Origin of the sequence: Actinocrinis sp. (genome assembly GCF_035938995.1) — a bacterium.
Taxonomy (GTDB): Bacteria; Actinomycetota; Actinomycetes; order Streptomycetales; family Catenulisporaceae; genus DASZGI01.
The window spans coordinates 20,274-32,229 of sequence record NZ_DASZGI010000304.1 but is presented as its reverse complement, the minus strand read 5'-3'; the positions used below and the strand labels follow the sequence as shown (position 1 = coordinate 32,229).

Sequence of the window (11,956 nt, the reverse complement as noted above, 5' to 3'; positions counted from 1 at the left end):
GCACGATGACCTTCGTTATTGGCGTTCCGAGTCGATTCCCGGGCCCGAGCGTGGATCGTGGCGGGCTTCTCGTGACATCTTGGGTCGCTGACATGCTCGGTATCCATGAGCCGACAGCCTCTGCTCACTGGCGATGAAGATCCTTGATATTCGTTGAGCAGAATCCTCAATCAGACTCGCCGGAGCGTTGACGAAGAGCTGCTGAGGCGGTAGACCACTCTGGGAGAGCGCTCTCCAAGTCGGTTCCCTCTCGCCTCGCCCAGCCGTCGACGTGTTCGAACACGAAGGTCTCTCCATGGCGCGAGGCCGGCCCCACAACCGGCACCTACATACCGGTCTAGCTACCAGGTCGCTCAGGTCAACGGAATCGAGGTCCTGTCGTGACCGCCGATCCATGAGTTCGCTCGCCAGGGGCCGGTCACAGCTTGCGCAGACGTACCCGCTCGATCGCGTGGTCCGGCCCCTTGCGCAGCACGAGGGTGGCGCGGCCGCGGGTCGGCAGCACGTTCTCGATCAGGTTGGGCAGATTGATCCGGCGCCAGAAGTCGCGCGCCAGTTCCATCGCCTCGGCCTCCGGAACCGCGGCGAAGCGGCGGAAGTAGGAGGAGGGGTCGGTGAACGCGGTCTCGCGCAGCCGCCGGAAGCGCTCCATGTACCAGCGCTCGATGTCGTCGGCCCGCGCGTCGACGTACACGCTGAAGTCGAAGTAGTCGGCCAGCGACATGCGCGCCCGGCCGTCCCGTCCGGGCATCGCCGGTTGCAGGACATTGAGTCCCTCGATGATGAGGATGTCCGGGCGGCGCACGGTCAGCCGCTCGTCGGGCACGATGTCGTAGACCAGGTGGGAGTAGACCGGCGCGGTGACCTCCTCCTTGCCCGCCTTCACGTCCGCCACGAACCGGATCAGCGCGCGCCGGTCGTAGGACTCGGGGAAGCCTTTGCGGGCCATCAGCCCGAGCTTCTCCAGCTCCACGTTCGACAGCAGGAATCCGTCCGTGGTGACCAGCTCGACCCGCGGGTGCTCGGGCCAGCGCGCCAGCAGGGCCTTGAGCAGCCGGGCGGTGGTGGATTTGCCGACCGCGACGCTCCCGGCGATCCCGATCACGAACGGCGGCGGGGCGTGTGTCTCGCCGAGGAACGTGTCCACCGCTCCGCGCAGCCCGTGCACGGCCCGTACGTACAGGTTCAGCAGCCGGGAGATCGGCAGGTATATCTCGGCTACCTCGTCCAGGTCGATCGCGTCGCCCAGGCCGCGCAGCGCCTCGACCTCCTGCGCGGTCAGCGGCACCGGCGTGCGTTCGCGCAGCGCGCTCCACGCCGCCCGGTCCAGATCGACATATGGCGACGCGGCCGCCGAGGAGCCGGCCACCGAGTCGGCGTGGGCGGCGTGCGAGTCGGCGGCGGCGCCAGGCAAGATCGACACCCGTCCATTGTCGCCGACGACGCCTAGCGTCCGGGTAAGAGCGCTGTGTGGTTTGTCACGTCAGCGCGATTTGTCACGTCAGCGTCGTTCGCCGCTCGGCCGGTGGCTTAGGAACCGGGGGACCGGGGGCAGTGTGGCCGAGCGCCGCAGCGTGGCCTTATCCTGCGGTCTTGTACAACAGCCGGCTAGTCGAGCAGTCGGCACGGGAAGAGGGGGATCCGCATGGTGATCAGATGGCTGCGACGGTATTGGTGGGCTGCGACGGCGGTCGTGGCCGCCCTCGGGATCGGCTTGGGCATCTTCCTGGCGCGCCCGTCGCACCAGGCGCGCGCTCTGCCACCGACGCGAGCCCGCGTGTACACGACCTTCGACGCCTGCCTGCTGACCGACGCCGCGGGGATCGGGTCGGCCCAGGCGGCGCCGGTGTGGTCCGGCATGCAGGCGGCCTCGGTGCAGACCTCCGGCAAGGTCTCGTTCCTCTCCGTCTACGGTCCGAACACCGCGGCGAACGCGGTGCCGTATGTGAACACGCTGGTCCAGCGCCAGTGCGACCTCGTGCTCGCGGTCGGGCCGTCTCAGGTGGCCGCCGCCCGCGAACAGGCTTCCGCCTTCCCCAAGGTCCAGTTCGTCGTGATTGACGGCGGATCGTCCTCGGGCAACGTGACGGCTGTGGCGCCGGGCAAGGACACTGACGTGTCTTCAGCCGTTAAGACGATCGTCATGACGGCGGCCGACAGTAACCGATCATGAGTTCGTGAGCCTGACGGATCACGCCGCGCAGGATCGTCAAACCAGACGGGATAGCTGGCAGGACAGGCATATCCGGTTTCCCGCGCATGATCGCCCGGGATGGTCCGGATCCGCGGTCGCGGACCTGAGCGGCTGCGACCACCGATCGGCCGGGCAGACTGCGCAACCTGAAAGCCTGTGGCCCGCCGGACTGGTGTCCGGCGGGCCACAGGCTTTCCATGGTCAATCAGTTGTCTGTCCGGGTCAGTGGCCGCCTGCCTTCTGCCAAGCCTGGAACAGCTCGGACACCGCCGTGGCCGGGTGACCGATCAGCAGGTCGTGCTCGGCATTGGAGGTGAGCGAGGCGGTCGCCGTCATGGCCGCCGCACCGCCGGGGGCGATCTGGTTCTGGGCGAGGTCCCTGGCGACCGAGACGAGCAGGTTCGCGTCCGCGGCGTTGGCCGCGCTCGTGCCGGTCACCGCGTCGGAGGCCAGGGTCAGCATCACGAAGGCCAGCACGCCGTTGCGCACCGAGCCGTCCGCGTTCCAGTTGCCCTTCGCGTTCAGGAACGCGGTCAGTTCTACCGTGGCCGCCTTCGCCGCGAAGTCGGACCGCTGCTTGAGGGCGTCGCGCACCTGGGTGACGCGTGCCTTCTCGCTGTCGGTGCGCAGGCCCCAGCCGTACGGGTACAGCGGGTCGTAGTTAGGACTGCCGACGTCGATCGGGTTGGTGGTCGTGTTGATCACCTTGGCCCAGGTGTCGGGGAGTCGTCCGGTGAACGGCGTACGGCCGAACAGGGTGTCGGCGACGCCTTCGCCCTCCGAGCCGGGCAGCCACGAGGCCACGACGGCGCTCGCTTCGCTCTGGATCGGAGCGATGTTCATCGGCCGGCCGGAGACCACCAGGACCACGCACGCCATCGCCGCGCACACCTTGTCGACCGCGGCTTTGTCGGCTGCGGACAGGTCCGCGGTGTGGCCGTTGCCGATGTCGCCGACGCCTTCGGCGTACGGGGTCTCGCCGACCACGACCACGCCTTCTGTCGATCCGGTCATCGGCGCGGAGGCGTCCGGTGAGAGGGTGAAGTGCGCGTTCGGGGCGTCCTGCTGCATGCCCTGGTAGATGGTCGTGCCGACGTCGGTGTTACCCGAGCCGCCCTGCCAGGTCACGGTCCAGCCGCCGAGCTGGTTGCCCAGGTCGTTGGCGTTGCTGCCGGCCACGTAGATGTTCGCGGCCGGGGAGAGCGGGAGCGCGCTGTTGGCGTTCTTGAGGAGCACCTGGGATTCCGCGGCGGCTTGGCGTGCGACCGCGCGGTGCGCGGCGTCGCCGATCGTCGCGGCGTTCGAGGTGTCCGCGTACGGCTGCTCGAACAGGCCGAGCTTGAACTTCTGGGTCAGGATCCGGCCGGCCGCGTCGTCGATCCGCGCCTGGGTGACCAGGCCCTTGCTCACCAGGTCGGTGAGGTCGGACTCGAAGGTGTTGTACTGGTCCGGCACCATCACCATGTCGATGCCGGCGTTGACCCCGGTCTCGACGTCGGTCTCGTAGTTCGGGCCGATCTGGTTGATGCCCTGCCAGTCGCTGATCACGAAGCCGGTGAAGCCGAACTGCTGCTTCAAGACCCCGGTGATCATGTCGCCGCGCGCGTGCATCTTGATCGGCGCGGTGTCCTGCCCGATGATCTGCAGGCTCGAGTACGACGGCATGACCGCGCCGACGCCGTGCTGCTGCACCGCCTCCTGGAACGGCTCGAGGAAGAGCGCGTCCAGCTGGGACTGGGTGACGGTGGTGACGCCCTGGTCGATCTTGTAGCTGCCCGTGGTGGACGAGCCGTAGGTGGTGCCGCCGTCACCGGCGAAGTGCTTGGCGGTGGCCAGCACGCTGGTGTTCTTGCTCAGGTCGCCGTTGCCCTGCAGACCGTCGATGACGGTCTCCATCTGGTCGACCAGCGCCGGGTCCTCACCGAAGGACTCGTACGTCCGGCCCCACCGCGGGTCCCGCGCGACGCACACGCAGGGCGAGAACGCCCATGTCACGCCGGTGGCCCGGGTCTCGGTGGCGGCGATCTGCCCTTCCTGCTGCGCCAGCGCCGGGTCGCGGGTGGCGCCCATGGCGATGTTCTGCGGGAAGACGGTTGCGCCGACCAGGTTGTTGTCGCCGTGCACCGAGTCCTCGCCGTAGATCAGCGGGATCTGCAGCGGCGTGGCCTGCGCCCGGGCCTGGAAGGAGTTGATCATGTCGGCCCAGCCCTGCGGGGTGTTCGGCGTCGGGGTCGAGCCGCCGCCGCTCAGGATCGAGCCCAGCGCGGCGGTGGCGATGTCCGACTGGTGCACCAGGTCCCCGCGCTCGGCCTGGGTCATCTGCCCGATCTTGTCGGCCAGACTCATCCGGGACAGCAGGTCGGAGACCCGCTGCGCGACCGGAAGGCTCGGGTCCAGATACGGCAGGCCGTGTGCGTTGACCACGACCACCGGCTGGTCCGCGGTGACGTCCGCGCCGGTCGGGGTGAGCTGGATCGGGATGGTCTTGGCCTCGGACGGCGTGCTGTTCGGCAGGGTCTGGACGGTGAACGCCTGGACGGCGCCGGAGGCCGTGCCGCTCGGGAAGGTGATGGTGCCGGAGGTGTCGGTGTAGTCGGTGCCTGCGACGCCGGTGCCGCCGCCGAGCGCGTAGGCCACGGTCACGTCGTGGTCCAGCGGCTTGGCTCCGTCGGTGTTCAGCTGGATGCCGACGGTCGCGGTACCGCCGTTGTTGACTGCGTAGACCGCCTGGGAGGTGGTCACGTGCGCGCCGAGGATTCCGGTGTTGATTCCGTAGACGGCGAACTGGTCGACGTCGAACTCGCCGTTGCTGGTGCCGGCCGGCTCGGTGAGAGCGAAGCCGCGCATCGTGCTCAGGTCGAGCGTGGTGCTGTTGGGCGCGCCCGACGGCTGGTAGTCGGTGCGCCGCTTAAGGGAGGCGAAGGGGACCTGGATCAGGTGCCAGCCCTGCCAGTCGTCGGTGAAGAACGTCTGCCACAGCTCGGCATGCTCGCCGTCGGCGCCGCCCATCTTGATCTCGAACTCGTACTTGGGTCCGGAGCCGGGCACCGCGTCGTTGCTCGGGTTGTGGCCGTAGAACCAGAACTCGATGCCCGCGTACGGGCTCCAGTCCTGCGGGGCGGTGGTGGCCAGGTCGTAGCTGATGCCGCCGTAGCTGTTGTCGTCGGCCCAGGTTCCGCGCAGCACGTGGTTGTTCGTCACGCCGGGCCGGTCGAGCTGCGCGATGCTCAGCGTCGGGGTGCTGGTCGCGTTGCCGCCCCAGGCGAACACGCCCGTGTTGGCGAGCGCGCCGTTCGTGTCGGTGATCGGGTTCGCGCCCTCGAAGTCCTGGAGGATGTGCAGCGACTGGTACACCTGGACCTGGTCGAACTCGAGCGTGTTGGTCGAGTTGCCGGGCAGGTTGACCGCGTAGCCCCACATCGTGGCCAGGTCGGGCGTGGCGTTGTTCGGCGCGCCCGCGGGCTGGTAGTCGGCGCGCTTCTTCAGGTTGGCGAAGCCGATCTGGACCTCCTTCCAGCCGTTTGTGTCGTCGGTGAAGAAGCCCTGCCAGAGCTCGGCGTGCTCACCGTCGGTGCCGCCGGCCTTGACCTCGTACTCGATCTTCTGGCCGGAGCCGGTGCCCTTGACCCAGAAGCTGAAGCCGTCGTAGGAGCTCCAGTCCTGCGGCGTGGCCAGGTCGTGCGAGAAGCCGCCCCAGCCGGAGATCTTGTAGGCGACCTGCAGAGCGTGGTTGCCCGCTGCGGCGCCGGGACGGTCGGGCGCGGCGACCTGGGTCAGGGTCGGGTTGGACGCGGCGTCCGAGCCGAACGGGAAGATCCCGGGGTTGCCCGTGCTCAGCGGCAGCGTGCCCTCGAAGTCGTCGACCGTGGCGACCGCGCCGTCGGTCGGGATCGGGTTGTTGTTCAGGATGCTGATGGTCGTGGTCGTACGCGGTCCGACGCTGGTTCCGGTCGGCGTCGCGTTGGCGAGCGACAAGGAGAACGTCTTCGTGGGCGCGTTCAACGGATTCGGCAGTGCCGTCAGATGGATTGTCTGCGACGTTTGACCGGGTGCGAAGGTGAGCGTTCCGGCGGCGGCCGTGTAGTCGGTCCCGGCCACGGCGGTGCCGTCGGCGGTGGCGTAGTCAACGGTTACCGGACTGGTGGAGGCCATGTTCAGGTTCACCGGGACGTCGATCGACGTGCCCTGTTGCAGGCTGCCGGTGTCGGAGCCGACGGTTACAGCCTGCTGGGTGAAGTGGCCGATCACCTGGAACTCGTAGATCGAGTATCCGTATTGCGCGCCGTTGATCGTGGTGCGCGCGGTGCCGGTCAGGCGCACGTAGCGGCCGCTCGTACCGGCCGGGACGGTGACGTTCTCGGTGCCGCCCGCTCCGGTCGTGGTCGAGTAGACCTGCGTCCAGGTCGTCCCGTCCGGCGAGACCTCGATGTTGTACGCGGTGGCGAAGGCCGCCTCCCACGCGATCGAGAAGCCGCTGATGGACGCGGTCGCGCCGAGGTCGACCTGCAGCCACTGGGGATCGCTCCAGGCGGAGGACCAGCGGGTGGTCATGTCGCCGTCGATCGCGTTGGAGGCCGGGTACGAGGCGCTTTCCACGGAGGACGCGGTCGCCTCCGCGCCGATGGCGATGTTAGTGTCGGTGGCTGCGTTCGCGGGCGCGGAGGCGCCGAGCGCGATCAGTCCCGCGAGAAGGCCGAGGATCGCGGTGATGGCGGTCGCGCGGCGCCTGCGTCCGCGTGCATCAAGCGCGATCAAATCCCTGGGGCCGCCCCGGCCCCCGCCTGCGGACCACGCCAACGCCGCCGTGATCCTTTTTCTTATCGCCCCCGCCGACCCCGTGCTTCTTGCTCCTATCGCCCCTGTCGTACCGGACGATGATCTGATTCTTAACATCCAACCCCCACAAGGTCGGCGTCTGCATCTGCGCAAACGTTTCCGGAGCATTTCTGTGGGCGAGTATGTTGCCGCGCACAACCTCAGTCAAGAACATCCGTTTGTTTCAGTTGTTTCAGTGGCCGGCACATTTGGCATGGCCGTTTCCGCGAAGTTTGCCGCGCGGTCGCCATGGCCGAATTTGCGTGGTTTGTCTCGTCCTGGGCGGCTGACTTAGGGCCTGGCGAGGGCTGCGCTCGGCGCCTTTGGCGGACGCGATTCAGGGGCCGGACGGTCGCCGAACCGGCATGATGGTCGGGTGCCCGAGGGAGACACCGTCTGGTTTGTGGCGCGCCAGTTACGCGAAGCGCTCGCGGGCTCTGTTCTGGTGCGCTCGGACCTGCGCGTGCCCAAGCTCGCCACCGCCGATCTCGCCGGCCGCAAGGTGGCGGACGTGGCACCGCGCGGAAAGCACCTGCTGATGCGGTTCGAGGGCGGCTGGACGCTGCATTCTCACCTGCGGATGGAAGGCGCGTGGCGGATCTATCCCACCGGGGCGCGGTGGAACGGCGGCCCGTCGCACCAGATCCGCGCGATCCTGGCCACGCCCGAGTGCGTCGCCGTGGGCTATCGGGTTCAGGAGCTTGAGCTGCTTCGTACTATCGGCGAGGCGGTGCGCCTTAAGCACCTCGGCCCCGATCTCCTCGGCCCGGATTGGGATCCGGACGAGGCGCTGCGTCGGCTGGTTGCGGATGCGGGACGTCCGGTGGGGGATGTGTTGCTCGACCAGCGCACCATGGCGGGAATTGGCAACGTTTATAAGTCGGAGCTCTGCTTTATCGCAGGCGTCACACCATGGACGCCGGTCGGGCATGTGCCTGAGCCGCGTCGAGTGGTGGAGTCGGCGCATCGGCTGCTTGAGCTGAACAAGGACCGCTTTGGGCGCATCACCACCGACGACACGCGACCGGGCCGCGCCCTGTGGGTGTACGGCCGAGCGCGGCAGCCGTGCCTGCGCTGCGGCGCCGCGATCCGCAGCGCGATGCAAGGGCCCGCCGAACAGCCGGGCAGCGACCGCGCACGCTCGACCTATTGGTGCCCGGAATGCCAGGCGGGGCCGTCGCCGGGCTGAGGACAGCGCTCCGATTAACAGGCCCATCCAGCGAGGAATCCACCGTGTCAGAGGAATCCTCCCTGTCAGAGGAACGCACCGTGTCAGCAGTCCGGGCTCGAGGCGGCGCGCAGAAAACAATCAAGCGAGCTTGATTTTTTCTTGATCCGCTGAAAGCCTGGTGCCCACGGCGCGGGCAGCCGCGTTCGCACCCGACGCGGAGGGGTGGCGCGATGGAGGACCGGCCTTCGGACAGCACGTCCCCGTATTCACTGTCTTCACGCGATTCGGCGGCCTCGCGCGCGGCCTCCTCGCACGATGCAGCGGCCTCACAGGCGGGGTCCACACAGACGGCATCCACACAAACGGGGTCCCTACCTGCCTCGCCAGCCGGTGCGCCCCGGGCCGCGCCGCTCATCGTCGGCAACGCGTCCGGTTTCTACGGCGACCGCCTCTCCGCGATGCGCGAGATGCTCGAGGGCGGTCCGCTCGACGTGCTCACCGGCGACTATCTCGCCGAGCTCACCATGGCGATCCTGGCCGGCGACCGGCTCAAGGATCCCACCCTCGGCTACGCCAAGACGTTCCTGCGCCAGATGGAGGAGTGCCTCGGCCTGGCGCTCGACCGCGGCGTCAAGATCGTCACGAACGCGGGCGGCCTCAACCCCTCCGGACTCGCCACCGCCCTGCATAAGCTTGCCGCACGGCTCGGCCTCGACGTCCGCATCGCCCGCGTCGAAGGCGACGACCTGCTCGCCCCCGCCCCCGGCCGCCCGGACAGTCAGGGCTCCGACGACGACGAGGACCGCACTCCCGCTGAGCGACGCGCGGACGAGCTCGGCCTGCCCGCCGATCTGCTGGCCGCCAACGCCTACCTCGGCGCCTTCGGCATCGCGGCGGCTTTGCGCTCGGGCGCCGACCTGGTCGTCACCGGCCGGGTCACCGACGCGTCGCTGCTCGTCGGCCCGGCCGCGGCGCACTTCGGCTGGCACCCGGCCGACCTCGACGCGCTGGCCGGGGCCACCGCCGCCGGACACGTGCTCGAGTGCGGCGCGCAGGCCACCGGCGGCAACTTCTCTTTCTTCACCGAACTCGACCCGGGCCGCCCGGGCTTCCCGCTCGCCGAAGTCCACGCCGACGGCAGCAGCGTGATCACGAAGCATCCCGGGACCGGCGGCGCCGTCACCGTCGAGACGGTCGGCGCGCAACTGCTCTACGAGACCGCCGGGCCGCGCTACCTGGGCCCCGACGTGACGCTGCGGCTGGACACCGTCCATCTCGAACAGGTCGGCCCGGACCGGGTGCGGCTGTCCGCGGCCCGCGGCGAGGCGCCCCCGCCCACGCTCAAGGTCGGGCTCAACCGGATCGGCGGCTACCGCAACGAGATCGTGTTCGTCCTCACCGGCCTGGACATAGAGGCGAAGGCGGCCCTGGTGCGCGAACAGATGGAGCAGGTCCTGACCGGGGCGCCGGGGCGCCCGCGGCCCGCCGAGGTGCGCTGGTCCCTGGCCCGCACCGACCGATCCGACGCGCCGACCGAGGAGCAGGCCAGCGCCCTGCTGCGGCTCATCGTGCGCGACCGGGACCGCCGTGTCGCCGGGCGCGCCGTCAGCAGCGCGGCGATCGAGCTCGCCCTGGCCGGATACCCGGGCTTCCACGTCACCGCCCCGCCCGCCGAGGCCTCGGTATACGGGGTCTTCGAGGCCATGTACGTCAGCCCGTCGACGGCCGACCACGTCGCGGTGCTGCCCGACGGCCTCCGGCTGCCCATCACCCCGCCCGCCCTCGTCCAACCACCCGAACCGGCGCCGCATGCGGAGCTGCCCAAACCGCTGCCGCCCGGGCCCACTCGCCGCGTCCCGCTCGGCCTCGTCGCGGGGGCGCGCAGCGGTGACAAGGGCGGAGACGCCAACATCGGCGTGTGGGCGCGGACCGACGACGGTTGGCGCTGGCTCGCCCACACCCTCGACGTCGCCCTGCTGCGCGAACTGCTGCCCGAGACCGCCACGCTCCCGGTCACCCGCCATCTGCTGCCGAATCTGCGCGCCGTCAACTTCGTGGTCGAAGGTCTACTCGGCGAGGGTGTCGGCGCGCAGACCCGCTTCGATCCGCAGGCCAAGGCGGTGGGGGAGTGGCTGCGCTCCCGCCACGTGGACATCCCGGAGGCCCTGCTGTGACGATCCTCGCCTCCCGTCTCGACCCCGTCGGCGCCGCATACGCGGCCAACCGCTCCGCGATGCTCGCCAAACTCGACGCGCTGGCCGCCGAACACGCCAAGGCGCTGGCCGGCGGCGGGGAGAAATACGTCGAACGGCACCGGCGGCGCGGCAAGCTGCTCGCCCGCGAACGCGTCGAGCTCCTCCTTGACCCCGACAGCCCCTTCCTCGAACTGTCCCCGCTCGCCGCCTGGGGCACCGAGCACCCGGTCGGCGCCGCGCTGGTCACCGGGATCGGCGTGATCGAGGGCACCGAGTGCGTCATCACCGCCAGCGACCCGACGGTACGCGGCGGCGCCAGCAACCCCTGGACGCTGCGCAAGGCGCTGCGGGCCGACGAGATCGCGCTGCGCAACCGGCTGCCGCTGGTCAACCTCGTCGAGTCGGCCGGGGCCGACCTGCCGAGCCAGAAGGACATCTTCATCCCCGGCGGCGCCCTGTTCCGCGACCTGACCCGGCTCTCGGCCGCCGGGATCCCGACGATCGCGGTGGTCTTCGGCAGTTCCACCGCCGGCGGCGCCTACATCCCGGGCATGTCAGACCACGTGGTCATGGTCAAAGACCAGGCCAAAGTCTTCCTCGGCGGGCCGCCCCTGGTGAAGATGGCCACCGGCGAGGAGTCCGACGACGAGTCGCTGGGCGGCGCGGAGATGCACGCGCGGGTCTCCGGCCTCGCCGACTACTTCGCCGTCGACGAACCCGACGCCCTGCGCGTCGCCCGCCGGATCGTGCGGCGGCTGCACTGGACCAAGCGCGGCCCGGCAGCGGACGCGCCGGCTCCCGCGCCGAAATACTCGCAGGACGAACTTCTCGGCCTGGTCCCCGGGGATCTGAAAGCCCCCTTCGATCCGCGCGAGGTGATCGCACGGGTCGTCGACGGCTCGGACTTCGACGAGTTCAAGCCGCTCTACGGCGCCAGCCTCGCCACCGGCTGGGCGAGCGTTCACGGCTACCCGGTCGGCATCCTCGCCAACGCCCGCGGCGTGCTGTTCAGCGCCGAGTCGCAGAAGGCCGCGCAGTTCATCCAGCTCGCCAACCAGCGCGACATCCCGCTGCTGTTCCTGCACAACACCACCGGCTACATGGTCGGGCGCGAATACGAGCAGGGCGGGATCGTCAAGCACGGGGCGATGATGATCAACGCGGTGTCCAACAGCACGGTCCCGCACATCTCGATCCTGATGGGCGCCTCCTACGGCGCGGGCCACTACGGCATGTGCGGCCGCGCCTTCGACCCCCGCTTCCTGTTCGCCTGGCCCAGCGCCAAATCGGCGGTGATGGGACCGGCGCAGCTCGCCGGGGTGCTCTCGATCGTGGCCCGGCAGTCGGCCGCCGCGGCCGGGCGGCCCTTCGACGAGGAGGCCGACGCCGCGATGCGCGCCGCCGTGGAGCGGCAGATCGAGGCGGAGTCGGTGCCGGTGTTCCTGTCCGGCCGGGTCTACGACGACGGGGTGATCGATCCGCGCGACACCCGCACCGTCGTCGGGCTCTGTCTCTCCGCCGTGCACAGCGCGCCGGTCGAGGGCGCCCGCGGCTACGGCGTCTTCCGGATGTGAGGCGGAC

The 11,956-nt window shown here is 69.6% G+C and carries 6 protein-coding genes; 4 read left to right on the top strand and 2 right to left on the bottom strand.

Annotation, left to right across the window (positions count from 1 at the left end; translation table 11 throughout):
• Positions 1-418 precede the first annotated feature (418 nt).
• Positions 419-1,369: a type I pantothenate kinase gene (gene coaA / locus VGZ32_RS21265; protein ID WP_349263699.1), complete on the bottom strand. Its 951-nt coding sequence runs from the start codon at positions 1,367-1,369 to the stop codon at positions 419-421.
• A gap of 276 nt (positions 1,370-1,645) precedes the next feature.
• Between coaA and VGZ32_RS21260 the strand changes: the two genes are divergently transcribed.
• Positions 1,646-2,173, top strand: a complete 528-nt coding sequence (locus VGZ32_RS21260) for a hypothetical protein (RefSeq protein ID WP_326887888.1) — start codon at positions 1,646-1,648, stop codon at positions 2,171-2,173.
• 243 nt (positions 2,174-2,416) lie between these two features.
• On the opposite strand, the gene VGZ32_RS21255 is transcribed toward VGZ32_RS21260, so the two are convergent.
• Positions 2,417-6,991, bottom strand: coding sequence for a carbohydrate binding domain-containing protein (locus VGZ32_RS21255; protein ID WP_326887887.1), 4,575 nt, complete (start codon positions 6,989-6,991; stop codon positions 2,417-2,419).
• Between the two features lie 394 nt (positions 6,992-7,385).
• On the opposite strand from VGZ32_RS21255, the gene VGZ32_RS21250 reads away from it, so the two are divergent.
• The 3 genes from VGZ32_RS21250 to VGZ32_RS21240 all read left to right on the top strand — a co-directional run bounded on the left by VGZ32_RS21250 (position 7,386) and on the right by VGZ32_RS21240 (position 11,949).
• Positions 7,386-8,198: an Fpg/Nei family DNA glycosylase gene (locus tag VGZ32_RS21250; RefSeq protein WP_326887886.1), complete on the top strand. Its 813-nt coding sequence runs from the start codon at positions 7,386-7,388 to the stop codon at positions 8,196-8,198.
• 440 nt (positions 8,199-8,638) lie between these two features.
• Positions 8,639-10,354, top strand: coding sequence for an acyclic terpene utilization AtuA family protein (locus tag VGZ32_RS21245; RefSeq protein ID WP_414642574.1), 1,716 nt, complete (start codon positions 8,639-8,641; stop codon positions 10,352-10,354).
• Positions 10,351-11,949, top strand: a complete 1,599-nt coding sequence (locus VGZ32_RS21240; protein WP_326887885.1) for an acyl-CoA carboxylase subunit beta — start codon at positions 10,351-10,353, stop codon at positions 11,947-11,949. Before VGZ32_RS21245 ends, VGZ32_RS21240 begins: the two co-directional genes overlap by 4 nt.
• Positions 11,950-11,956 lie beyond the last annotated feature (7 nt).